The organism is Sagittula sp., from assembly GCF_052825245.1.
The window spans coordinates 1-23,358 of sequence record NZ_JBRBWD010000015.1; the positions used below are offsets into that span (position 1 = coordinate 1).

Sequence of the window (23,358 nt, forward strand, 5' to 3'; positions counted from 1 at the left end):
CGCCGGGGGCGCAGCCCCCGGCGGATCGCCTGCGCACCGCGCGGGCGAAACCCCTCAGGAATGCTCTTCCTCCGCCGTCGCCGCCAGCGCCCGGTTGTAGGCCTTCAGCGCGTCGACGTGGAACAGCGCGCCCTGGAACACCGGCACCCCGTCCTCCATCTTCACCACCGGCAGGAAGGCCACGCCGGAGCGGTCGAACATCGGCAGCGCGGTCTCCAGCGTCGCCGTCGACTGCACGAACAGCTCGCGCTCGATCATTCGCAGGCACGCCTCCTCGTCGGCGGCGCGCTCGTCGTCGGGCCTGCGCATCACCCCCTGCACCCGGAACATCGCCAGCAGGTAGGCCTGCGGTCCCGCCGCCAGCTGCACCTTGCGCCGCGCCAGCTGCGTCAGGAAAAACGACCGGTCGACCACCCGGCTCGCCAGCGCGGTCGACATCGACACCGACACCATCACCGCAAGTCCCGTCTGCCAGTCCCCGGTCAGCTCGAAGACGATGAGCGTGGTCGAGATCGGCGCCCCCAGCACCGCCGCCGCCACAGCACCCATCCCCGCCAGCGCATAGAGCGTGAAGGCTGAGGACATGTCCGGCGCCATCCCCGTGGCGACATGGCCGAAGGCCAGCCCCACCAGCGCCCCGACCATCAGCGACGGCGAGAAGATCCCGCCGCCCATCCGGCCCGCCATGGTGATCGACACCGCCGTGACCTTGATCACCGCAAAGACCACGGCCTCCCACATCAGCAGGTTGCCGGTCAGCGCGCGCGAGGTCGTCTCGTAGCCCACCCCGATGATATGCGGATAGAAGATCGCGATGCCGCCCAGCAGCAGCCCCGCCACCGCCGGGCGCAGCCAGTAGGGCAGGCCCAGCTTCTTCTGCAGGGCCGTCTCCACGTCGTCGGCAAAGAAGATCGCCCGCATCATCATCACCGCGACGATCCCGCAGACCAGCCCAAGCAGGAAAAACGCCGGCAACTCGAGGTAGAACTCCACCACCGTCGTCCCCGGCAGGGTGAACTCCGTCACGTCGCCATAGACCAGCCGGTTGATCACCGTGCCCGCCGCGCTCGCCACCACGATGGGCGCAAAGGCGTGCAGCGCGAAGTGCCGCAGCACCACCTCCAGCGCGAACAGCGCCCCGGCAATCGGCGCGTTGAACGAGGCAGAGACCGCCGCCGCCACCGCGCAGCCCAGAAGGTCGCGCCCGGTGATGCCGTCCACCTTCATCCGGTTCGCGACCCACGTGGCCGCCAGCGAGGCCATGTGCACCACCGGCCCCTCCCGTCCCGTGGAGCCGCCGGTCGACAGCGTGATCCACGAACAGAGCACCGAGACCACGCCCGCGCGCCTTTCCACCCGGCCGTCGTTCAGCGCCGCGCCCTCGATCACGTCGGCGACCGACCGCACCCGCCCGTCCGGCGTGAACTTCTGCAACAGCGCCCCCACCGCGATGCCGCCCAGCACCGGGATCACCAGCACCCAGGCCCAGTGCAGCTCGCCTGCCCAGCTCGCCAGCATGTTGACGTCGCGCGTGCCGTAGACCGCCGCCTGCAGGGTCTCGACCGCAAAGCGGAAGCCGATGGCGGCAAAGCCCGACACCATGCCGAGGAACAGCGCGATGAACCAGAAACTGACCTGTCCCGGCCCGTTGTGACGGATCATGTCCCAGCCGCGCGAAAAGTCGCCCCTGATGGTGGCAAGGTGTTGCGCGAATACGCCCGGCACGGCCTTCTCCTCCAAACCCGCGGGTTTCCCCGCCCCGCGTCGCCCGGTAAGGTGGCCTCCTGTCACTCACCGGAGACCAAGATGCCTATCGAACAGGCGCTCGACGACTTGCAGGCCTTCCTAGGCGAACGTCTCAGCCGGTCCAAGCCCGATCTGGACGCCCATGCCGGATCGGAGTCCTATTTCCCGCCCATCGCCCCCGATGCGGTCGCATATCCCGAAAACACCGCCGAAGTGTCGCGCATCGCGCAGATATGCCACGCCCACGGCGTGCCGCTGGTTGGCTTCGGCGCGGGCACCTCGCTCGAGGCGCAGACCCAGGCGCTGCGCGGCGGCATCTCGGTCGACTTCACCCGCATGAACAGGGTGACAGAGATCCGCCCCGCCGACATGGACGTGACCGTAGAGCCCGGCGTCACCCGCGAGGCCCTGAACGAGGAGCTGCGCGCCACCGGCCTGTTCTTCCCGGTGGACCCCGGCGCCAACGCCTCCATCGGCGGCATGGCGATGACCCGCGCCTCCGGCACCACCACCGTCCGTTACGGCACCATGCGCTCCAACGTCCTGGCGCTCGAGGCGGTGCTGGCCGACGGCACCGTGATTCGCACCGGCACCCGCGCGCGCAAGTCCTCCGCCGGCTACGACCTGACCGCGCTGCTCGTGGGTTCCGAAGGCACCCTCGCCCTCGTGACCGAGCTGACCCTGCGCCTGCACGGCATCCCTGAATCGATCTCCGCGGGCATCTGCGCCTTCCCCGACATGGATTCCGCCGTGACCGCGGTGATGGAGACCATCCAGATGGGCCTCCCCCTCGCCCGGATCGAGTTCGCCTGCGCCGCCACCGCGCGCGCCTTCAACGCCTACGCGGGCGCCGACATGGCCGAACAGCCGCACCTCATGGTGGAATTCCACGGCTCGCCGGAATCGACCGCGCAGGATGCCGAACGCTTCGCCGAGATCGTGGCCGACCACGGCGCCTCCGCCTTCCGCTGGTCCTCGCGGACCGAGGAACGCAACGCGCTCTGGGCGATGCGGCACAACGGCTATTACGCGATCCTCGCCTCGCGCCCCGGCGCCCGTGCCGTGGTGACCGACATCTGCGTGCCGATCTCCGAACTGGCCCGCGCGGTCGAGGAAACGCAGGCCGACATCGCCGCCTCCGGCATCAGCGGGCCGATCCTCGGCCACGTGGGCGACGGCAACTTCCACGCAATCCTGCTGCTGGACCCCGACAAGCCCTCCGACCTCGACGAGGCCAAGGGGATCTCCGCCCGCATGGCCGAGCGCGCCCTGCGCCTCGGCGGCACCTGCACCGGCGAACATGGCGTGGGCGTGGGCAAGAAACCCTTCATGGAGGCAGAGCACGGCGCCGCCTGGACCGTCATGGGCATGCTGAAGAACGCGCTCGACCCCACGGGCATCATGAACCCCGGCAAGCTGGTGCCCGGCAACTGACGGCCCCCTGCCCTCGACGGCCGGGAAACGCGGTGTCCTCCCTGCAGGGGACACCGGGGACAGAATGTTGGGGGCCGCGCGAAGCGCATTGTGCAAGATGACAGCCTGCCCGCGCCTCACCCGGCACCACGCCAGGCCGGGGCGTGGCCGGGAGGGTGGGCCGCCGGGGACCGCAAGGTCGCCGGTCGGGGCGCCCGGAGGCCGCGCCTAGCCTGCCAGCAGCGACCGTGCCGCGGCCCGCGCCGCGTCCGTCACCGTGTCGCCCGACAGCATCCGCGCCAGTTCCGCCTCGCGCGCGCCCGCGTCCAGCGCCACGACCTCCGACAGGGTCATCCCGTCCTCGACCCGTTTCGCCACGCGCCAGTGGTGCGCGCCAAGCGCCGCCACCTGCGGCGAGTGCGTCACCACCAGAACCTGCCCGCCATCGGCCAGCGCCTTCAGGCGCCGCCCCACCGCGTCGGCGGTGGCCCCGCCCACGCCGCGGTCGATCTCGTCGAAGATCATCGTCACGCCCTGCCCCGCCTGAACGTGCAGCGCAACCTTCAGGGCCAGCAGGAACCGCGACAGCTCCCCGCCCGAGGCGATGCGGTTCAGCGCCCCGGCAGGCGCGCCGGGGTTTGTGGCCACGCGGAAGGTCACCGCGTCGCGGCCCTCCGGCCCGGCCGTGGCCTCGGCCACCTCTGTCTCGAACACCGCGCGGCCCATCTTCAGCGGCTCAAGCTCCGCCGCCACCGCCGCGTCCAGCCGCCGGGCGGCATCGCGGCGCAGGGCGGTCAGGCGGCCCGCCGCATCGTCGAACCGCGCCTCCGCCTCGCGGATCGCCTTCTGCCACTCGCCCAGCCTGGCCTCGCCCGCATCCAGCGCCTCCAGCCGTTCCGACAGCGATGCGGCCAGCCCCGGCAACTCGTCGGGCATCACCTGATGTTTCCGCGCCAGCCCCCTGATCGCGAACAACCTTTCCTCGCAGGACTCGAGCTCTGCCGGATTGAAATCCAGCGCCTCGAGGCAATCCGCCACCCCGCGCGCCGCCTCGTCCAGCTCCGCCATGGCGCGCACCAGCGCCTCGATCGGCGCATCAAGCCGGCCCGACGCCTTCTCCGCAGCCCCTTCCAGCCAGCGCAGCGCGCCCGACATCGCGCCCTCCGCGCCCTCGTATCCCAAGGCGGCAGAGGCCTGCGCGATGTCCTCGCGGATCTTCTCGGCGGCCTGCATCGTCCGGCGCTGCGAATCCAGCGCCTCTTCCTCGCCCTCTTCGGGGGCGAGCGCATCCAGCTCGGCCACGGAATGGCGCAGGAAGCCCTCTTCGGCCCGCACCGCATCCATCGCCTTCTGCGCGTCCGACAGCCCCTTCCGGGCCGCCGCCAGCGCGCGCCAGGCCTCCCTAACCTCCGCCTGCAGGTCCTCGGCCCCGGCATAGTCGTCCAGGATCGCGCGATGCCCCTTGGGGTCCAGCAGGCCCTTGTCGTCGTGCTGCCCGTGCAGTTCCACCAGCGTGTCCGACAGTTGCCGCAGCACGTCGCCCGACACCCGCCGGTCGTTGACCCAGCCGGTCTTGCGCCCGTCCGCCGTGTTCACCCGCCGCAGGATCAGCTCGTCGCCCGCGGGCAGCCCGGCCTCCTCCAGCACGCCGCGCGCCGCATGGTCCGGCGCAAGGTCGAAGACCGCCACGACCTCGCCCTGCTCGGCGCCCGCGCGCACCAGTTCGGCGCGCCCGCGCCAGCCCAGCACGAATCCCAGCGAATCCAGAAGGATCGACTTCCCGGCCCCGGTCTCGCCGGTCAGCACGTTGAGACCGGGCTGGAAGTCGAGATCCAGCCGGTCGATGATCAGCATGTCGCGGATTTCAAGCGCCCGAAGCATGTCCAGCCGTAGGGTGGGTGTTCAGCCCACCGCCCCTCAAAGCCACTGGCCGCGCACCATCTGACGATAGACCTTGCCGAGCCAGTTGTTTTCGAACGCACGCGGTTCCAGCCCCTGCTTCGTCAGAAGCGCGTAGCTGTCCTCGTACCAGTCGGTCGACTGGTAGTTGTAGCCGAGGATCGCGGCGGCCGTCTGCGCCTCTTCCACCAGACCCAGCGACAGGTAGGCCTCCACCAGCCGGTGCAGCGCCTCCGGCGTGTGGGTCGTGGTCTGGAAGTCCTCCACCACCACGCGGAACCGCGAGATGGCGGCGCCGAAGTGGTCGCGCTTCAGATAGTAGCGCCCGATCTCCATCTCCTTGCCCGCGAGGTGATCGAAGGCGAGGTCGAACTTCAGGATCGAGGAGCGCGCGTATTCGCTGTCGGGATAACGCTCGATCACCGCGCGCAGCGCCTGCAGCGCCTGGAACGTCAGGCCCTGGTCCCGGCCCACCAGCTCGATCTGGTCGTAGTAGCTGAGCGCCAGCAGGTACTGCGCATAGGCCGCGTCGTCGTCCGCCGGATAGAAATCGATATAGCGCTGCGCCGCGGCGCGCGCGTTCTCGTAGTCCTTGTTCTTGTGGTAGGAATAGGCCTGCATGATCAGCGCACGCTTGGCCCAGTCCGAATAGGGATAAAGCCGCTCGACCTCGCCGAAATAGAACGCGCCGTCCTCGTAGTCCTTGCGCGACATCTCGTATTCGCCGCGCTCGTAGATCTGCTTGGCCGTGTAGGTTTCCAGCGGCTGGCCGTCCGGCCCGATGTCCTTGCGCTTGAGTTCTCCGCAGCCCGACAACAGCAGAGCCGCTACGCTCACCCCGAACACCAAAGCCCGCGATCTGCCCCCTGTCATGACACCGTCCTTCGTTCTTTTCGAACCCTTTGCGCCAACCTGCATAAAGGCCCCGTTGCGCAGGGTCTAGCACAGAAAATCAGCGGGCAAAACGCCCTATTGGCGGTGCCCCTGCCAATCCATCGCAAGATATTGCCGGTGGACGCAAGGGCATTCCGCAAGATGTGGAAAGCGCCGGTTTCTCCAACCGGCGCAGTACACATATACGTCATCGTTGATGTGGATAAGCGGGTCAGGCGACGGCCGGGATCTCGTCCAGCACGACACCTGCGCCCGGCAGCGTCGCCGCGGTCGCCGCGTCGCAGTCCACGAAGCGCCAGGCCTGTGCATCGGCGAACAGCGCGTGCAGCAGCGCGTTGGTCATGGCGTGCCCGGCCTTGTGCCCTTCGTAGAGGCCAAGGATCGGCGCACCGGCCAGCGCCAGATCCCCCAGCGCGTCCAGCATCTTGTGGCGCACGGCCTCGTCGGCGTGACGGAAACCGCCCGGCGACAGGACCTTGTCACCATCGACCACAACGGCGTTCTCATAGGTGCCGCCAAGCGCCTTGCCCGCCTTCTGCATCGCGTCCACGTCGGAGGCACGGCAGAAGGTGCGGCAGTCGCTCAGCTCGCGCACGAAGGTGCCGTTGGCGAGGTTCAGGCGCTTTTCCTGCACACCGATGGCCGCGTCGGCAAAGTCGATGCGGAACACCATGTCGAGCCCCTGCCCGGTCTTCGACGGGGACAGGCGGGCCCAGCCGCCCTGGGTTTCCACGGTGACCGGCTTCAGGATCTCGATGGCGCGCACAGGGGCGCCCTGCGCCCGCAGGCCCACGTTCAGGATGCCGCGCACGAAAGGCACGCTCGACCCGTCGAGGATCGGCGCCTCGGGGCCGTCGATCTCGACCAGTGCGTTGTGCACGCCGCAGCCGGCAAGCGCCGCCATCACGTGTTCCACGGTCGAGACGGAGACGCCCGCCCGGTTCTGGATCAGAGTGCAGAGCGGCGAGCGCACGACGTTGTCCCAGCGCGCCGGGATCATCGTGTCGCCAAGGTCGACGTCGGTACGTTTGAACCAGATACCACGGTTCACCACCGCCGGACGGATGGTCAGGCGCGCGGGTCGGCCGGAATGCAGGCCGATGCCGTCGAAGCTGATCGCTGAGCGGATGGTTGTTTGCACGTCGACTTCCCGAATTTGTGATGCGCACCGTCTGACAGGCGCGTCCTTGTACAATGGGATAAAGCGCAGGCGGCTCCGGTCTCAAATCAAAGATTGTAACCGAGTGAAACATCCCCCCGCCCCCCTAGGCGCCCCCCCGCCGCTGCAGGTGCACACTCAGGACAACCCTCTGGAATGCATAGGGAAATATGCCGGCCTGAGCGCGGTTTTATCAGGCGCCTGCGCCGCCAATGTGACCGCGATTTTGCACCTTTGTTGCAGAAGGGCGCCGAGACCGCGCGAAAAACCGTGGATCGGCCGGTTCGTTACCGCCATTCACGTCCACGAGCCCCGCACCTCATGATTCCTGAAGCGCCACCGGAAGAAGCCCAAGAGGCGTCAGGGATTTAGGCCGCGACCTTCGCGTTAACGCGGCCCGCCCGGTCACACAGGCGCCCACACAAAGGTAAAGAAAAAGGAAAGGCGCCCCCTGTTGCCAGAGGGCGCCGTCCACGAGGGTCTCGGGCGGGCCGAGGGTAGTGCCGTGTCCGCCTCAGTTCGCCTGGCGGCGCAGGAAGGCCGGGATCTCGATACGATCTTCTTCCGGATCGGCCTCCGGCGCCGGGGCCGGAGCGGGACGCTGCGCCTGCATCGGCGGCTGGCGGCGTGCCGGCTGCTGTTGCGGCTGCGCGTTCTCGGAGCCGTGCCCGGTCATCCGGCCGATCAGCGAATTGACGCTGAAGCGCGGCTTCTCCTCCGACGCATGCGCCGGGATGGCGCCGTGCTGGCGGACGGTCTCTTCGCGGGTCCGGGCGGCGGCCGCCTTCAGGCGGTCCAGCGTGTCCGGGCTCGGCACGCCTGGGGCGGGCTTGCGCGGTGCGATGAAATCGTTCGGATCGGCTTCGATGCTGTCCGGCTGCGGACGGAAATCGGCGACCTGCGGCTGGTAGGCCGGCGGCGGAAGGCCGTCGTCCTGCATTGCCGGGGCGGCCGGGGTCTGCGCCTCGTCCTCGAAGATGTCTTCCATCTCGTCCTGGGCTGCGGCGCGCTCTGCGTCCAGCTCACCGAACAGCGGCGCCTGCACGGGCTGCGCTGCGGGCGCCGTCTGTGCGACGACCTGCTCCGGGGCGCGCTGCTGCGGAGCGGGCGCCGGTGCGGCTTCCGCTTCCTGCTGGCGCAGCGGCTGGGACAGCTTGCGGCGCGGCACCGGCATGTCGCCGACGTTGTCCGACGCATCGATACCGGTCGCCACGACCGACACGCGCATCAGGCCGCCCATGCCTTCGTCCAGCGTCGAGCCGACGATGATGTTGGCGTCCTGGTCCACTTCCTCGCGGATGCGGTTCGCCGCCTCGTCCAGTTCGAACAGGGTCAGGTCCGCGCCGCCGGTGATGTTGATCAGCACGCCCTTGGCGCCCTTGAGGCTGATCTCGTCCAGCAGCGGGTTCGCTATGGCTTTCTCGGCCGCCTGGATCGCGCGATCTTCGCCCTCGGCCTCGCCGGTGCCCATCATCGCCTTGCCCATCTCGTCCATGACCGCGCGCACGTCGGCGAAGTCGAGGTTGATGAGGCCCGGACGGACCATCAGGTCGGTCACGCCCTTGACGCCCTGATAGAGCACGTCGTCGGCCATCGAGAACGCCTCGGTGAAGGTCGTCTTTTCGTTGGCAAGCCGGAAGAGGTTCTGGTTCGGGATGATGATCAGCGTGTCGACCATCTTCTGCAGCGTCTCGACGCCTTCCTCTGCCTGGCGCATCCGCTTGGCGCCTTCGAACTGGAAAGGTTTCGTGACAACGCCGACGGTTAGCACGCCAAGTTCACGTGCTGCCTGAGCGATGATCGGCGCCGCACCCGTCCCGGTGCCGCCGCCCATGCCCGCCGTGATGAAGCACATGTGAGCGCCGGCGAGGTGATCCACGATCTGTTCGATCGACTCCTCGGCCGCCGCCGCGCCGACCGATGCCCGCGCCCCTGCGCCAAGGCCCTCGGTCACCTTCACGCCCAGCTGGATGCGGCTTTGAGACATGCTCTGCTGCAGCGCCTGTGCGTCGGTGTTGGCCACCACGAAGTCCACGCCTTCGAGGTTCTTTTCGATCATGTTGTTGACAGCGTTGCCGCCTGCCCCGCCCACGCCAAAGACCGTGATGCGCGGCTTCAATTCATCCTGTCCGGGCATGGATAGGTTCAGTGCCATGGTGTCGTCCGCCTGTGTTCTTGTCGTGTGTGTCTTTTCGACCCGTCCAGGCACGTCGTTGGCCTGTTAGGGTTCAGTTTACTCACTGCAACCCTGATCGTCACGCAAAAATCAGCAGTTATCCACCAAATATGCCACATTTCCGGCCCATTTCCGCGAGTATTCGCCGAAAGCGCGATATCGTGTGGTCCGCGGCATACTTGGCACAAGCACGACAAAGCCACCACCCGCAGGGCGGCGACTCAACTGTGGTGTTTCAAGGATCCTGCCCGATCCTCCGGCCGCGGATTTCCCGCTGTTATCCACATGCTTGTTAACAGGGCGGGCGGGTTCTGTCACGGGGCGAAATGTCCTCTCCCGCCAAAAAATTTTTGAACGCGGCGGTGGCCTGTTGTAGGCGTGAAAGCACGACATTTTCCGTTTTCATTGAACAAAGGACCATATCATGACGCGATTTGCCCTTATGGCGCTGCCGATTTGTCTTCTGACCGCCTGCACCACCGCGCCGGTCCCCGCCACCGCGCCCGAGGCCGCAGCCCCCACCGAGGCCGACCTGCAACTCAGGGGGCGGCTGGCCGGCAAGACCCTCTCCAACGCCGGGTCCACCATGGCCCTGACCGCCGACGGCCGGCTGCTCGGCAAGGAAAGCACCGGCGAGATCACCCGCGGCACGTGGGAGATCCGGGACGGCAAGTGGTGCCGCACCCTGACCGAACCCGCCGAATGGGCGGGCACCGGCTGCCGCAGCGTGACCTTCAGCGGCAACACCGTCACCATGGCGAAGGACGACGGCACGTCCTTCACCTACACGATCAGCGGCTGATTGCGGCGTTCCCGAAGCGCCTGTGGCGACACGCTTGCGCCGCAGGCGTGACTGCCCCGAGGCAACAGGATTTTAGACGAAAATCCTGTGCGCCCCGTCCGACCCGTCCCTGCTCCGGTGTCACGTTTCCTGCCGGAAACATGACCTTCCGGCCGCAACAGGATTTTTCGGAGAAAATCCTCGACGTCCCGCCCGGAATGGCACCGTGCCGGTGTCACGTTTCCTGGCGGAAACATGACCTCCCGGCCGTGACAGGATTTTTCGGAGAAAATCCTGTCACCAGTTGTCGCGGAACCATTGGACGGCGCGCTTGAAGGAGCGTGCCGGGTAACGGTCCACGGGGATCTCGAAATCCCACCATTCGTCCTGCGGATGCGCCGCGAAGAGGCACAGGCCCACGGCCCCGGCGAACCCCGGACCCGTCGCCGCCTGTGGCAGCCCGTGCACCCGCAGCGGGCGGCCCAGCCGCACCTGCTGGCGCAGGATCTTCGACGCCAGCCCGTCCAGACCCGGGATCTGCGAGGCCGCGCCGGTCAGCACGATCTGCTGCGACGGCAGATGGTCGAAGCCCGCCGCGTCCAGCCGCACCCGCACCTCCTCGAGGATCTCCTCGACGCGCGGGCGCATGATGCCGATCAGCTCCGCCCGGCTCACCGTCCGGCGATCGTGTTCCCAGTCGCCGGTCTCGCCGCCGCATTCGATCATCTCGCGGTCGTCCATGCCGGTGGCCTCGACGCCGCCGTAGAAGGTCTTGATCCGCTCGGCGGTCGCCATCGGCACCTGCAGCCCCATGGAGATGTCCGAGGTCACGTGGTCCCCGCCCATCCGCACGCTGTCGGAATAGATCATGTGCTTCTTGATGAAGATCGAGATGCCGGTCGTGCCGCCGCCCATGTCGATGCAGGCAGAGCCCAGCTCCTGCTCGTCCTCCACCAGCGCCGCGATGCCCGATACATAGGCCGAGGACGCAAGCCCGGCGAGTTCGAGGTCACAGCGCTTCACGCAATGCGCGAGGTTCTGGATCGCCTGCGCGTCGACCGTCAGCATGTGCATGTCGCAGGACAGCTCCGTGCCGATCTGGCCGCGCGGGTCGATCAGGCCGGAACGGTGGTCCAGCGCGAAGTTCACCGGCTGCGCGTGCAGCACCTCGCGGCCGTGGCCGAAGTCCGGCACATCGCAGGCCGAGAGCACCCGGGCCACGTCCTGCTCGTCGACGGTGACACCCATCACCTCCACCTGCCCGGCCAGACCGTAGCTGCGCGGATCGGCGCCCGAGAACGCCGCGATCACGTGGTCGACGCGGATGCCCGCCATCTTCTGCGCCGCCTGCACGGCGGTGCGGATCGCGCGCTCGGTCTCGCCCATGGCGCTGATCTCGCCAAAGCGGACGCCGCGCGACCGTGTGGTGGCCGCGCCGATCACCCGGAACCCGGACTGCCCGGCCAGTGGCCCGATGCCGTCGTCGCGCGTTTCCGTGCCGTCGAACCGCAGGACGAGGCAGGCGATCTTGGACGTGCCCACATCCAGGATGGCGATCACACCCCGCTGCATCGCCGCGCGACGCATGTTCCGCATCGCCCGCTGGGACTCGTACAGTTCGATCATTGCCCATCATCCTCCGAAGTCTGCCGGAACATCATTGCTGGCCTGCCTCTATCATCTTGATACGCCACATCTCTTCGGTGGCATGTTCGCTCATCCGGATCGTCGGCCGCCGGGGCAGCCGCAGATCCACCGCCACGAGGTCGCGCGCCAGCAGGTCCACCTGCGGCGCCATCGCCATCGCGATCACCCGTTCGAGGGCCTGCACGGCCCCCTTGTCGGGCAGCATGATCCGCTGGTCGCGGTCGAGGACCACGTCCCAGCGCCGTGCGCCGATCCGTTCGAACCCGCGCAGCCGCTCCTTCAGAGGCCCGGCCACGGCCCAGAGCCGCAGCGCCTCGGGCACCGCCTCTTCCGCCGCCTCGCCCGCGATCACCGGCAGGTCCACGCGTTCCGCCCGCGACGCCGCCGGGCCGACCGTCATGCCGGTCTCGTCCAGCATCACCAGCCCCTCGGGGCCGCGCCACAGCACCGCCGGCACACGCTCCACCACGTCGATCTGCAGGACGCCGCCCTGCCGGATGCGCAGGTCGACCTTCTTGACCGCGTCCAGCGCGCCCGCCTTCAGCTGCATCTCGTCCAGATCCAGGTCGAAGCTCGACATCGGCAGGTTCAGCGCCAGTTCCGCGCGGATCGCCTCTGCCACCGCCTCGGTCGCGCCGTCGATCGCCATCAGCTTCACCTGGAATTCCGGGCGGTTCTGCACCGCCGCCTGCACGTCCGCCACCATCAGGGTAAAGGCCGTGCGGTTCGCCTCGACCGAGAACCACGCCGTCACGCCGCCAAAGGCCAGCGCGAAGGGCAGCACCACCCGTAGCGAAAAGCGGAACAGCGGCGTCAGCATCAGCCGCTCCAGCCGGTACTTCATCCGGCTCATGCGCGGGTCCAGCCGCGCCATTCCTGTGTCGGTCTCGGGCACGTTTATCTGTCGCATGAGGCATCCTCCACCATCCACGCGCAGAACTGGCCAAAGCTCATGCCGGCCAGCTGCCCGTGTTCCGGCGACAGCGAAGTCGGCGTCATCCCCGGCTGGGTGTTGGTCTCCAGGAGCCGCAGCCCGGCCAGCCCCTGCGTGTCGTCCCAGCGGAAATCGGTGCGCGACACGCCCCGGCAGCCGATCGCCTCGTGGGCGCGCAGCGCGTAATCCATGCAGGCGTCGTTGATCTCCTGCGGCAGCTCCGCCGGGCAGATATGCCGCGACCCGCCCTCCTTGTACTTCGCGTCGTAGTCGTACCAGCCGTCGGTCAGTATCTCCGTCACGCCAAGCGCCCGCCCGCCCATGACGGTCGCGGTCAGTTCCCGCCCCGGCACGAACTGTTCGACCATGACCCTCTCCGGCATCTTGTCGTCCAGCACCGGCGGGCCGTTGGCCTCCTCGTGGACGAGGTAGACGCCGACCGACGATCCCTCGTTGTAGGGTTTCACCACGTAGGGCGGCGGCATGACGTGCGCCGCCATGACCTCCGCCTTGGTCGCGAGAAAACTTTCCGCAACCGGAAGGCCCGCCGTCCGATAGGCCGCCTTCGTCTTTTCCTTGTCGATGGCCAGCGACGAGGCCAGCACGCCGGAATGCGTATAGGGCAGCCGAAGCCACTCCAGGAGGCCCTGGATGCAGCCATCCTCGCCCCAGCGCCCGTGCAATGCGTTGAAAACCACGTCCGGGGCAATCTCCTTCAGACGTTCGACCACATCCGGCCCCGCGTCCAGTTCGATCACCTCGTACCCTTCGCCCCTCAGAGCGGCGGCACATTCCCGTCCGGAAACCAGCGAAACCTCGCGCTCCGCCGAGGGTCCGCCTTTGAGCACCGCCACTTTCGGGAGTGTCCTGCTCGACATCCCAAAACTGCCTTTTTCCCGGGGGTTCACCCCCATGTTTGTAATGCAACCTGCCTGTGGTCGCGTCCCGCCGGTCCGCTGTTGTTGTCTCGACCGCCGGGAATGTCCGCCTTTGGCGTGGGCGCAACAGCCCCGCAAGTAGTGAGTGTAACGCCTTTATTCGGGCTTGGAAAACTCTTTTTCGCGGTTATGGCCTCACGATTCGGCCCCAAGCTGCCGAAAAGCAGGCGGCAGAGTCCGCCCGCCCGGCGCAATCCTTCCCGAAACGCCGGAAACCGTGCCGGATCAGCCCGGATCGCCGATCCGGATGACCTCCCAGATCAGTTCGATCCCCGACTGTTCGCGCACTTTCGCGCGCACGTCCTCGCCCAGACCTTCAAGATCCGCCGCCGTCGCGCCACCAGTGTTCACCAGGAAATTCGAGTGCTTCGGCGACATCTGCGCCCCGCCCCGCGTGGCCCCCCGCATCCCGGCATCGTCGATCACCTTCCACGCCTTCAGGTCGTGCGTGTCGTCCGCCCGCCCGGTCGAGGAATAGCCCGCCGGGTTGCGGAAGGTGCTGCCCGCCGACCGCTCCTTGATCGGCTGGGTGGCGTCGCGCTTGGCCAGCTGCTCTTCCATCCGCGCCTCCAGCGCCTCCGGATCGCCCGCGGCACCTTCGAACACCGCCTCGACCAGCACCCAGCCCTCGGGCAGGTTGCTCGACCGGTAGCCGAAGGCCAGCGCGTCGGGCGACAGGCTCACCAGTTCGCCGTCCCGCGTGACGGCCCGCGCCTCCACCAGGTGATCGGCGACGTAGGACCCGTAGCAGCCCGCGTTCATCCGGACCGCCCCGCCGATGCTGCCGGGGATGGTCCGCAGGAAGGTCAGGTCGACCCCCGCCTGCGCCGCCCGCTTCGCCACATGCGCATCGAGAGCCGCCGCCCCGCAGGTCACCCGCGTGCCCTCGACCGAGATCCCGTTGAATCCGCGCCCCAGCCGGATCACCACCGCCCGGAGGCCGCCGTCCCGCACGATCAGGTTCGACCCGACCCCCATCGGAAAGACCGGCACATTCGGATCGAGCGCGCCCAGGAACGCGCACAGGTCGTCATGGTCCGCCGGCTGGAAGAACCAGTCCGCGGGCCCGCCGACACGCAGCCAGGTAAGATCGTTCAGAGGCCGGTCGGGCGTCAGCCGCCCCCGGGTTTCGGGCAGGGAATATGTCATGACGACCTGCTACCGCCGCCGCGGGACGGGCGCAACGGGCCTTGCGCGTGGACGCGCGAATACCGGCCAATGCCCGCGACAAACCCGCCCGTTAACCACATTTCCGGCGCGCAACACCCGGCGCAGGGCAAAAGGTTACCAACCGGCCGTTTCGACACCCCGAACCGGCCGGATCGCCGGTAACGCGGGCCGCTGGGATCTTAACGATTTGAAGGATGGTCGTGCCAGGGCCGTCCGGTGCCACCACATCTGGTGCCACGCGGCCCTGCGCACGGTGGATCAACCCGACCGCGCGCTTCGTTAAGGGGGCGAAACCGTCCCAGCGGACGGTGCCTTAAGGGGCAATCGTCAAGCGACCGCGCGGGTCACTCCGTCCGCCACAGGACGCGGCGGCCCCAGCTTGCGAGGTAATACACCGGCCAGCGCAGCAGGCTCATCCCGGCCACCAGCGTGGCCAGCCCGATCCACGGCCCGTTTTCATAGGTCACGTAGCCCACAAGCGGGATTCCGGCTGCGATCAGCAGGTAGGCACGGGTCCAGTGATTGTCGGAAGACGGGATCATCGCTGCGATGTTCGCGGCCACTGCCCAGAGGCACGCGAGAGTCAATGAGAGCGTCATGGCTCCTACTCCTTTTTGCCCCCGCAGGCGCGATGACTGTGCCTGCATATGCCGGAATGCGCAAGCCTCGGGGCGCAAACGAAGCCGTGAATTGCAACGAAAAAGGGCCCCGCATGGGGGCCCTTCCGTGACACCGGGCCGGAACCCCGCGCGTCCATCCATCTGATTTCAAAAGCCTATTCCCGGCGTCCAGCGGTCACTTAGCCAGCCGCGCCGCCAGCCCGTTCGCCCATGCCGAGATCGTGCCCGCGCCAAGGCAGACCACCATGTCGCCCGGCTGAGCCTGCTCGCGGACCAGCCGCTCCAGGTCGTCCTCGTCGCGCAGCGCCCGCGCGTGGCGATGGCCGTGACGCACCAGCCCGGCCACCAGATCGTCGCGCGTCGCGCCCTCGATGGGGGTTTCGCCGGCGGCATAGACTTCTGCGATGGCAACCACGTCGGCCTCGTTGAAGCAGGAGCAGAACTCCTCGAAGTGGTGGTGCAGGCGGGTGTAGCGGTGCGGCTGGTGCACGGCGATGACCCGCCCTTCGGAGGCCTGCCGCGCGGCCTTCAGCACCGCCGCGATCTCCACCGGGTGGTGGCCGTAGTCGTCGATGATCGTGACGCCGTTGACCTCGCCCACCTTGGTGAAACGCCGGTTCACACCGCCGAACGCCGCCAGCGCCGACCGGATCTCCTCGCCCGTCATGCCAAGGTGACGCGCCACCGCGATGGCGGACAAGGCATTGGAAACGTTGTGATCTCCGGGCATCGGAAGGGTCATGCCCTCGATCACCTCACCCGAGACCTGGAAGTGCACGTCGAAATGCGCCACGCCCTTTTCGTAGCGCAGCCCCATGGCCCGCACGTCGGCCTGGGCGTTGAACCCGTAGGTCACCACGCGGCGGTCGGTCACACGGCCGACCAGCGCCTGCACCTCCGGATGATCGGTGCAGCAGACTGCCAGACCGTAGAACGGGATGTTCGACACGAAGTCGTAGAAGCCCTGCCGCAGGTTCTCGATCGAGCCCCAGTGCTCCATGTGCTCCGGGTCGATGTTGGTGACGATGGCGATGGTGGCGGGCAGGCGGTTGAAGGTGCCGTCGCTCTCGTCGGCCTCCACCACCATCCATTCGCCCTGCCCCATCCGCGCGTTGGAGCCATAGGCATGGATGATGCCGCCGTTGACCACGGTCGGATCGAACCGGCCCGCGTCCAGAAGCGTCGCGACCATGGTCGTCGTGGTCGTCTTGCCGTGGGTCCCGGCAATGGCGACGTTCGACTTCAGGCGCATCAGCTCGGCCAGCATCTCGGCGCGGCGCACCACCGGCAGACCGCGGCGCCGGGCCTCGTCCAGCTCCGGGTTTCCCGGCTTGATCGCCGAGGAAATCACAACGACATCAGCACCTTCGAGGTTGTCGGCCCGCTGGCCTTCGAACACCTTCGCGCCCATGCCGGCCAGCCGTTCGGTGATCTTCGAAGCCTTCAGGTCAGAGCCCTGAACGGTGTAGCCGTGGTTCAGCAGAACCTCGGCGATGCCCGACATGCCGATGCCGCCGATCCCCACGAAATGGATCGCGCCCACGTCGCCGGGCAGCTTGGTCGCGCCGGTCATGCAGGCGCTCCGCTCAATGGTCAAATCCTTCATGTCCCGCCTCATCTTCCTTTTCTTGTGTCCTGTAGCCCGCCAGTTCTTCGACCAGCGCGGCCAGATGTTCCGCCGCTTGCGGTTTCGATACCGACAGGGCCGCCTGCCCCATGCGGATCGCGCCCTGTTCGTCCGTCAGGATCGCCTCGATCGAGTCCTTTAGGCTCTCGATGTTGAGCTGGCTCTCCGGGATGCGGATCGCGGCCCCCGCATCGACCAACCCTTGCGCGTTCACCGTCTGGTGGTCCCCCGCCGCGACCTTGTAGGGGATCAGGATCGACGGCCGCCCGATGACCGAGATGTCCGCCACCGACGACGCGCCAGAGCGCGAGATCACCAGTTGCGCCTCGCTCATCAGCGCGGGCAGGTCGTGAAAGAAGGGCTGCACGTCCGCCTGCACGCCGTTCTCTGCATAGTAGGTGGCGACCCGTTCGCCGTCCTCGTCGCGCGCCTGGTGGCTGACGCGCAGGTTGCGCACCATGTCCAGCGGCAGCGCGGCGATGGCGGGGGGCACCACGTCCGACAGGATGCGCGCCCCCTGCGAGCCGCCGATCACCAGCATCGACATCGGGTACGGCCCCGGCGCGATGTACCCCGCCCCCGCCCGTTCCCGAACGGAGGCGCGCACCGGGTTCCCCACATGGACACCTTCGACACCTTCCGGCAGGGCCGTGGGCCAGGTCCCGCAGGCGACCAGGTCGACCTTCTTGGAAAAGATCTCATTCACCCGGCCAAGGACGCCGTTCTGCTCGTGGATCATGCGCGGCAGCTTCAGAAGCCACGCCGCCGTCAGTGCCGGGATCGACGGGTAGCCGCCAAAGCCCACCACCACGTCGGGCCGGTCGCGCCGCATCTTGCGGACCGCCGAGAGCACCCCGCCCGCGACCTTGAAGGGCACGCCCGCCTTGGCCAGCACGTTGCCCCGCGCGAAAGTCGCAGAGGGCACCTGTTCGATCTCGACACCCTCCGGGAAGGCGCCGGTATAGCGGGCGCCGCGGGCGTCGGTGGACAGCTTCACGCGCCATCCGCGGTCCAGCATGATCTCGGCCAGGGCCTGCGCGGGGAACATGTGTCCCCCGGTGCCACCCGCCGCCATGACCAACAAGGGCCGTCGCTCCGCCATCCCGATCTCCTATACGCGTATCCGCGGCCCTTATACCAGCGCCCCGTCTGCGTCCATAACGCCGGGGGCGCCGGGGCGCGGATGTTGCGTTCAGCGCGCGCGGGCGCGCAAGATATCGCCGATTTCACCCTGCGGACGGGCGCGTGTCAGCGCAAGAAGCATCCCCACGGCGATCCCCCCGGCAATCAGGGAGGAGCCGCCGTAGCTGACGAACGGCAGGGTCATGCCCTTCGCCGGCAGGAGCCGCACCGCCACGCCCATGTTGATCATCGCCTGCACGCCGAAGATCGCCGCCAGCCCCGTCCCGGCCAGCCGGATGAAGGGGTCGCGTTCGCGCATCAGCCGGATGAAGCTGCGCACCACGATGGTCGCGTAAAGCGCGAGGATGACCAGCACCATGACAAGGCCGTACTCCTCTGCCGCCACGGCGATGATGAAGTCGGTATGCGCGTCAGGCAGCGACCATTTCACCGTGCCCTCGCCGACACCCACGCCGAAGAAGCCGCCTTCGCGGATGGCGTTGGTGGCATAGCCAAGCTGGGTGGTCGGGTCGACCTCGGGGGTCAGGAAGCCGTCGATCCGACGGGCGAAGTGCTGGGAGGAGTTGTAGGCCAGCGTACCGGCCACCACCACGAGGCCGGCAAGCCCCACCAGCAGCACCATCGGCGCACCGCCCACGAACCACATCACACCCCAGGCGAACAGGATCAGCGAGGCCTGACCGAAGTCCGGCTGCATCGCCAGCATCAGCACGATCGTCACCATCATCACGAAGGAATAGAGCCGCCCCGGAGGGCCGCTCAGCTCCTGCCCGGCGGCAAGGAACCATGCCGCGACGATGACGAAGAAGGGTTTCAGGAATTCCGACGGCTGGACGGAGGCGAAGCCGAGGCTGTACCAGCGCACCGCCCCCTTGCCGAAGTCCGTGCCCAGCACCGGCAGGAAGGCCAGCGCCACGAAGCTGATGAGGAAGCCGACCACCGCCAGCCGGCGCACCACGGTCGGCGACATCATCGAGGTCAGCATCATCGCGATCATCGCCAGCCCGCCGAAGAAGGCCTGCCGCTGCACGTAGTGGAACGGGTTCAGCCCGTTGCGTTCCGCCAGCGGCACAGAGGCCGCCAGTCCCAGCAGGATCCCGACCGCGAACAGCGTCAGGATGCAGGACAGGCTCCATTTGTCGACCGTGCGCCACCATTTCGGCAGCACGGGTTCGCCGCCCGTGACCGGGACCGCGCCGTAAACCATTTCTGTCATGAGAGCACCGCTCGTCTGTCTCAGGAACGCCCGTTTTTCCGGGTCTGGTGGGAAGTGTATCGCAGAAGACATTCCAACTCCAGAAAAATCCCGGTATGGCCGCGCTTCGTGTCGGGGGCGCCGCACAGGCGCGCAGAACCCCGTCACGCGACTTTGCCCCGGGGCGGTTCCGGGGGTATCTGGGCAGAGAGAAACCGGGAGCGGCGTAGGGAATGGCTGGCGGACGGATGGAATGCAGGGCGCTGGTCCTCGGGGCCGGGGCCGCGGGCATGATGGCCGCCGCCCACGCCGGGCCGGACGTGATCGTGGTGGATCACGCCAAGGCCCCGGGCGAGAAGATCCGCATCTCCGGCGGCGGTCGCTGCAACTTCACCAACCTCGAGATCGAGCCGCACAAGTTCCTGTCGGAGAACCCGCATTTCTGCAAATCGGCCCTGGCGCGCTACACCCAGTGGGACTTTGTCGAGCTGGTCTCGCGCCACGGGATCGCATGGCACGAAAAGACGCTGGGCCAGCTTTTCTGCGACGAGAAGGCGACCCAGATCGTGGCCATGCTGCGGGCCGAGATGGAGAAGGCGGGCGCCCGGCTCTGGCTGCAGACGCAGGTGCTGGACGTGACCCACGCGGACGGCCGTTTCCGCGTGACCCTCGAGAGGGAAGGCCAGAGGGTCGAGGTTATCTCGCCCGTCCTCGTGCTGGCGACGGGTGGCAAGTCCATTCCCAAGATGGGCGCCACGGGCCTCGCCTACGACATCGCCCGGCAATTCGGCCACCAGATGGTGGCGACGCGCCCCGGCCTTGTCCCTTTCACCTTCGACGGCCAGCCGTTTGCGCCGCTGGCGGGTGTCTCCGTCCCCGCAAGGGTGTCCGCCGGGGGCACCTCCTTCGACGAGGCGCTGCTTTTCACCCACCGCGGGCTCTCCGGCCCGTCCATCCTCCAGATCAGCAGCTACTGGCGCGAGGGCGAGGCGCTGAGCGTCGACCTCCTGCCCGGCACGGACCTGCCCGCCGTGCTCAAGGCAAAGCGTCAGGAGGCGGGCCGGCGGGCGCTCTCGACTGAACTGTCTGCGCTATTGCCCTCGAAACTCGTGGGTTTCCTGCCGCTGGAGGAACAGCCGACCGTCAACCTGGCCGATCTCTCGGACAAGCGCATCGACGCCCTGGCCGACCGCCTGCACAACTGGCAGCTGAAACCCACCGGCACCGAAGGCTACCGCACGGCAGAGGTCACGCTGGGCGGCATATCCACAGAAGGACTGGACAGCAAAACGCTGATGTCCAAGCACCTTCCGGGACTGTACGCAATCGGCGAGGCGGTCGACGTCACCGGCTGGCTGGGCGGCTACAACTTCCAGTGGGCGTGGTCCTCCGCCGTAGCGGCAGGACAGGCCATCGCTGCCGGCGGACGTTAGGCTTTCCCCAGAACCTTCTGGACCTGCGCCACAAAATCCTCGCCGCGCTTTTCGAAGTTGTCGTACTGGTCGAAGCTCGCCGCAGCGGGCGCCAGCAGCACAACCTCTCCGGGCTGCGCATCCTCTGACGCGCGCGCCACGGCCTGCTCCATCGTGCCGCAGAGCTCCGCCTCGACGCCGCCCAGTTGCAGGGCAAACCCCTCCGGTTCGCGTCCGATCACGTAGGCCTTCGCCACGTGGCCCAGCCCCGGCGCCAGCGCCGCAAGCCCGCCTTCCTTCATCAGCCCGCCGCAGACCCAGCGGATACGGTCGAAGGCCAGCAACGCCTTCAGCGCGGAATCCACGTTCGTCGCCTTGGAATCGTTGACGAAGATCACCCCGCCCGCCTCGGCGATGCGCTGCGACCGGTGCGGCAGCCCGGCAAAGGACCGCAGCCCCGCCTCGATCTCGCGCGGGCCAAGGCCCAGCGACCGGCAGGCCGCCCAGGCGGCGCAGGCGTTCTGGTGGTTGTGCGCGCCGGGCAGACCGGACACGTCGCGCAGGTCGACCGATGCGATCTGCCGCCCCTTGCGCCATTCCGCCAGGAACCCCTTGCGGGCAAAGACCATCCAGCCCGGCCCCGTCAGCTTCTGCGTCGCCACCCGGATCACCCGGTCGTCGGCGCGCCCCTCGGCCAATTGCCCCGCCAGGAACTGCCCCTCGATCTCGTCCACGCCGATCACGCAGCGGTCCGGCCCGCCCTCCGCAAAGAGCCGCCGCTTGGCCGCGAAATAGCCGCCAAGCCCGGCGTGCCGGTCGAGGTGATCGGGCGAGAGGTTGGTAAAGACCGCCACGTCCGGGGTCAGCGCCCGCGCCAGTTCCGTCTGGTAGGACGACAGCTCCAGCACCACGACCCCGCCATCCTCGGGCGGGTCGATGTCCAGCACGCCGCGCCCGATGTTGCCCGCAAGCTGGCTGCTGCGTCCGCTGGCGGTCAGGATGTGGTGGATCAGCGCCGAGGTCGTCGACTTGCCGTTCGACCCGGTCACCGCGACAACGCGCGGCGGCCGCTCGAAGCTGTCGAAATCCGCACCGATGGAGCGGAAGAAAAGACCGATGTCGTTGTCGACCGGCACACCCGCTTTCAGCGCCGCGGCGGTCGCCGGGTTGGGCGCGGGATAGAGGTGCGGAATACCGGGCGAGGTGACAAGGCAGGCCACGTCGTCGAAGGCCCCCTCCCGGGTCAGTTCGCGCACGGCGAAGCCTTCCGCCTCTGCCGCCTCGCGTGCCCGGGGGGTGTCGTCCCAGACCACCACCTGCGCACCGCCCTCGCGCAGCGCCCGCGCCGCGGCCAGACCGGACCGTCCCAGCCCGAGAACCGCGACGGTCGCACCTTCAAACCCTTGAACAGGTATCATCTTACGCTCCCAGAGAGGCCACGGGCGGCCCGAGGAAGAGGCCGCAGGCCGATGACGAGACAGACTGCGCGCGCGGCACGCGCGCCCCTTTGCGTCAACGCACTTTCAGCGTCGCAAGGCCGATGATGGCGAGGATCAGCGAGATGATCCAGAAGCGGATCACGATGGTCGGCTCCGCCCAGCCCTTCTTTTCGTAGTGGTGATGGATCGGCGCCATCAGGAACACCCGCTTGCCCGTCCGCTTGAAGTAAAGCACCTGGATGATGACGCTCAGCGCCTCCACCACGAACAGCCCGCCGACGATGCCCAGCACGATCTCGTGCTTGGTCGCCACGGCAATCGCCCCCAGCGCCCCGCCAAGGGCGAGCGACCCGGTGTCGCCCATGAAGACCGCCGCCGGCGGCGCGTTGTACCACAGGAAACCGAGGCCCCCGCCGACCACGCCCGCGGCAAAGATCAGGATCTCGCCGGTGCCGGGCACGTAGTGCACGTCGAGGTACTCGGTAAAGTCGACCCGGCCCACCGCATAGGCAATGATCCCCAGCGTCGAGGTCGCGATCATCACCGGCATGATCGCCAGCCCGTCCAGACCGTCCGTCAGGTTCACGGCGTTGGCCGCGCCCACGATCACGAACATCGCGAAGGGGATGAACAGGAAGGACATGTTGATCAGCGTGTCCTTGAAGATCGGCAGGGCCAGCTGATAGCTCAGTTCGGTCGGGTGATAGGCCGCAGCCCAGAACCCGGCGATCCCGGCGATGATGAAGCCGAGGAGCAGACGCACCCTGCCTGGCACACCGGCCGAGTTCTGCTTCGACACCTTGGCGTAGTCGTCGGCAAAGCCGATGGCCGCAAAGGCCATGGTGACGAACAGCACGATCCACACGAACGGGTTGTCGAGCCGCGCCCAAAGGAGGGTCGAGGTCACCAGCGCACCGATGATCAGCAGTCCGCCCATCGTCGGCGTGCCCGCCTTGACGAAGTGGCCCTCCGGCCCGTCGGTACGGATCGGTTGCCCCTTGCCCTGCCGCTTGCGCAGCACGTTGATCAGCGGAAGCCCGAAGAGGAAGCCGAAGACCAGCGCGGTCAGAAAGGCCCCACCGGCCCGGAATGTGATGTAGCGAAACAGGTTGAACAGATCGCCGCCGTCACTGAGTTCGGCCAGCCAGTAAAGCATGCTTGGTCC

18 protein-coding genes are annotated in these 23,358 nt (G+C 67.9%); 3 read left to right on the top strand and 15 right to left on the bottom strand.

Annotation, left to right across the window (positions count from 1 at the left end):
• Positions 1 to 54: 54 nt before the first annotated feature.
• Complete coding sequence (locus ACU0DV_RS04605; RefSeq protein WP_446241248.1) at positions 55 to 1,662, bottom strand: chloride channel protein; 1,608 nt, start codon at positions 1,660 to 1,662, stop codon at positions 55 to 57.
• A 144-nt stretch (positions 1,663 to 1,806) separates the two neighbouring features.
• Between ACU0DV_RS04605 and ACU0DV_RS04610 the strand changes: the two genes are divergently transcribed.
• A complete protein-coding gene (locus ACU0DV_RS04610; protein ID WP_446241122.1) occupies positions 1,807 to 3,180 on the top strand; it encodes an FAD-binding oxidoreductase in 1,374 nt (457 codons plus the stop codon).
• Positions 3,181 to 3,387: 207 nt separating this feature from the next.
• Here ACU0DV_RS04610 and recN read toward each other — a convergent pair whose 3' ends face one another.
• The 4 genes from recN to ftsZ all read right to left on the bottom strand — a co-directional run bounded on the left by recN (position 3,388) and on the right by ftsZ (position 9,266).
• Positions 3,388 to 5,040 carry a DNA repair protein RecN gene (gene recN, locus ACU0DV_RS04615; RefSeq protein WP_446241123.1) on the bottom strand — a complete coding sequence of 551 codons (1,653 nt, stop codon included), beginning with the start codon at positions 5,038 to 5,040 and terminating at the stop codon, positions 3,388 to 3,390.
• A gap of 36 nt (positions 5,041 to 5,076) precedes the next feature.
• Positions 5,077 to 5,931 carry an outer membrane protein assembly factor BamD gene (locus tag ACU0DV_RS04620; RefSeq protein ID WP_100929885.1) on the bottom strand — a complete coding sequence of 285 codons (855 nt, stop codon included), beginning with the start codon at positions 5,929 to 5,931 and terminating at the stop codon, positions 5,077 to 5,079.
• A 232-nt stretch (positions 5,932 to 6,163) separates the two neighbouring features.
• Positions 6,164 to 7,093, bottom strand: a complete 930-nt coding sequence (lpxC, locus tag ACU0DV_RS04625) for a UDP-3-O-acyl-N-acetylglucosamine deacetylase (protein ID WP_446241124.1) — start codon at positions 7,091 to 7,093, stop codon at positions 6,164 to 6,166.
• Positions 7,094 to 7,625: 532 nt separating this feature from the next.
• A complete protein-coding gene (gene ftsZ, locus ACU0DV_RS04630; RefSeq protein WP_100929883.1) occupies positions 7,626 to 9,266 on the bottom strand; it encodes a cell division protein FtsZ in 1,641 nt (546 codons plus the stop codon).
• 445 nt (positions 9,267 to 9,711) lie between these two features.
• Between ftsZ and ACU0DV_RS04635 the strand changes: the two genes are divergently transcribed.
• Positions 9,712 to 10,089, top strand: a complete 378-nt coding sequence (locus ACU0DV_RS04635; protein ID WP_446241125.1) for a hypothetical protein — start codon at positions 9,712 to 9,714, stop codon at positions 10,087 to 10,089.
• 276 nt (positions 10,090 to 10,365) lie between these two features.
• Here the strand turns inward: ACU0DV_RS04635 and ftsA are convergent, their stop codons facing one another.
• The 8 genes from ftsA to ftsW all read right to left on the bottom strand — a co-directional run bounded on the left by ftsA (position 10,366) and on the right by ftsW (position 19,363).
• Positions 10,366 to 11,694 (bottom strand): cell division protein FtsA, encoded by a 1,329-nt coding sequence (gene ftsA, locus ACU0DV_RS04640; protein ID WP_005856862.1) that lies wholly within the window; start codon positions 11,692 to 11,694, stop codon positions 10,366 to 10,368.
• Between the two features lie 31 nt (positions 11,695 to 11,725).
• The gene (locus ACU0DV_RS04645) at positions 11,726 to 12,625 is read right to left on the bottom strand and encodes a cell division protein FtsQ/DivIB (RefSeq protein ID WP_446241126.1); all 900 of its coding nucleotides are present in this window, start codon (positions 12,623 to 12,625) and stop codon (positions 11,726 to 11,728) included.
• Positions 12,613 to 13,527 carry a D-alanine--D-alanine ligase gene (locus ACU0DV_RS04650; protein ID WP_370313290.1) on the bottom strand — a complete coding sequence of 305 codons (915 nt, stop codon included), beginning with the start codon at positions 13,525 to 13,527 and terminating at the stop codon, positions 12,613 to 12,615. The genes ACU0DV_RS04645 and ACU0DV_RS04650 overlap by 13 nt, the downstream gene beginning before the upstream one ends.
• A 285-nt stretch (positions 13,528 to 13,812) precedes the next feature.
• Positions 13,813 to 14,736, bottom strand: a complete 924-nt coding sequence (gene murB / locus ACU0DV_RS04655; RefSeq protein ID WP_370313291.1) for a UDP-N-acetylmuramate dehydrogenase — start codon at positions 14,734 to 14,736, stop codon at positions 13,813 to 13,815.
• Positions 14,737 to 15,101: 365 nt separating this feature from the next.
• Positions 15,102 to 15,356 carry a DUF2484 family protein gene (locus tag ACU0DV_RS04660; RefSeq protein WP_446241127.1) on the bottom strand — a complete coding sequence of 85 codons (255 nt, stop codon included), beginning with the start codon at positions 15,354 to 15,356 and terminating at the stop codon, positions 15,102 to 15,104.
• 196 nt (positions 15,357 to 15,552) lie between these two features.
• Positions 15,553 to 16,950, bottom strand: a complete 1,398-nt coding sequence (gene murC, locus ACU0DV_RS04665) for a UDP-N-acetylmuramate--L-alanine ligase (protein WP_446241249.1) — start codon at positions 16,948 to 16,950, stop codon at positions 15,553 to 15,555.
• A 13-nt stretch (positions 16,951 to 16,963) separates the two neighbouring features.
• Complete coding sequence (murG, locus tag ACU0DV_RS04670; RefSeq protein WP_283980683.1) at positions 16,964 to 18,106, bottom strand: undecaprenyldiphospho-muramoylpentapeptide beta-N-acetylglucosaminyltransferase; 1,143 nt, start codon at positions 18,104 to 18,106, stop codon at positions 16,964 to 16,966.
• 90 nt (positions 18,107 to 18,196) lie between these two features.
• Entirely contained in the window at positions 18,197 to 19,363 is a 1,167-nt protein-coding gene (ftsW, locus tag ACU0DV_RS04675) for a putative lipid II flippase FtsW (RefSeq protein ID WP_446241128.1), read from the bottom strand.
• Between the two features lie 227 nt (positions 19,364 to 19,590).
• Here ftsW and ACU0DV_RS04680 point away from each other — a divergent pair, with 227 nt between their 5' ends.
• A complete protein-coding gene (locus ACU0DV_RS04680) occupies positions 19,591 to 20,775 on the top strand; it encodes an NAD(P)/FAD-dependent oxidoreductase (protein WP_446241250.1) in 1,185 nt (394 codons plus the stop codon).
• On the opposite strand, the gene murD is transcribed toward ACU0DV_RS04680, so the two are convergent.
• Positions 20,772 to 22,235: a UDP-N-acetylmuramoyl-L-alanine--D-glutamate ligase gene (murD, locus tag ACU0DV_RS04685; protein ID WP_446241251.1), complete on the bottom strand. Its 1,464-nt coding sequence runs from the start codon at positions 22,233 to 22,235 to the stop codon at positions 20,772 to 20,774. The genes ACU0DV_RS04680 and murD overlap by 4 nt on opposite strands.
• A gap of 31 nt (positions 22,236 to 22,266) precedes the next feature.
• The gene (mraY, locus tag ACU0DV_RS04690; protein ID WP_100929872.1) at positions 22,267 to 23,349 is read right to left on the bottom strand and encodes a phospho-N-acetylmuramoyl-pentapeptide-transferase; all 1,083 of its coding nucleotides are present in this window, start codon (positions 23,347 to 23,349) and stop codon (positions 22,267 to 22,269) included.
• Positions 23,350 to 23,358 lie beyond the last annotated feature (9 nt).

Excerpts from the sequence above, each read along its gene's own strand:
- ACU0DV_RS04605 (WP_446241248.1), bottom strand. The coding sequence starts at position 1,662 with ATGATCCGTCACAACGGGCCGGGACAGGTCAGTTTCTGGTTCATCGCG.
- ACU0DV_RS04610 (WP_446241122.1), top strand. The coding sequence starts at position 1,807 with ATGCCTATCGAACAGGCGCTCGACGACTTGCAGGCCTTCCTAGGCGAA.
- recN (WP_446241123.1), bottom strand. The coding sequence starts at position 5,040 with ATGCTTCGGGCGCTTGAAATCCGCGACATGCTGATCATCGACCGGCTG.
- ACU0DV_RS04620 (WP_100929885.1), bottom strand. The coding sequence starts at position 5,931 with ATGACAGGGGGCAGATCGCGGGCTTTGGTGTTCGGGGTGAGCGTAGCG.
- ftsZ (WP_100929883.1), bottom strand. The coding sequence starts at position 9,266 with ATGGCACTGAACCTATCCATGCCCGGACAGGATGAATTGAAGCCGCGC.
- ACU0DV_RS04635 (WP_446241125.1), top strand. The coding sequence starts at position 9,712 with ATGACGCGATTTGCCCTTATGGCGCTGCCGATTTGTCTTCTGACCGCC.
- ftsA (WP_005856862.1), bottom strand. The coding sequence starts at position 11,694 with ATGATCGAACTGTACGAGTCCCAGCGGGCGATGCGGAACATGCGTCGC.
- ACU0DV_RS04645 (WP_446241126.1), bottom strand. The coding sequence starts at position 12,625 with ATGCGACAGATAAACGTGCCCGAGACCGACACAGGAATGGCGCGGCTG.
- ACU0DV_RS04650 (WP_370313290.1), bottom strand. The coding sequence starts at position 13,527 with ATGTCGAGCAGGACACTCCCGAAAGTGGCGGTGCTCAAAGGCGGACCC.
- murB (WP_370313291.1), bottom strand. The coding sequence starts at position 14,736 with ATGACATATTCCCTGCCCGAAACCCGGGGGCGGCTGACGCCCGACCGG.
- ACU0DV_RS04660 (WP_446241127.1), bottom strand. The coding sequence starts at position 15,356 with ATGACGCTCTCATTGACTCTCGCGTGCCTCTGGGCAGTGGCCGCGAAC.
- murC (WP_446241249.1), bottom strand. The coding sequence starts at position 16,950 with ATGACCGGCGCGACCAAGCTGCCCGGCGACGTGGGCGCGATCCATTTC.
- murG (WP_283980683.1), bottom strand. The coding sequence starts at position 18,106 with ATGGCGGAGCGACGGCCCTTGTTGGTCATGGCGGCGGGTGGCACCGGG.
- ftsW (WP_446241128.1), bottom strand. The coding sequence starts at position 19,363 with ATGACAGAAATGGTTTACGGCGCGGTCCCGGTCACGGGCGGCGAACCC.
- ACU0DV_RS04680 (WP_446241250.1), top strand. The coding sequence starts at position 19,591 with ATGGAATGCAGGGCGCTGGTCCTCGGGGCCGGGGCCGCGGGCATGATG.
- mraY (WP_100929872.1), bottom strand. The coding sequence starts at position 23,349 with ATGCTTTACTGGCTGGCCGAACTCAGTGACGGCGGCGATCTGTTCAAC.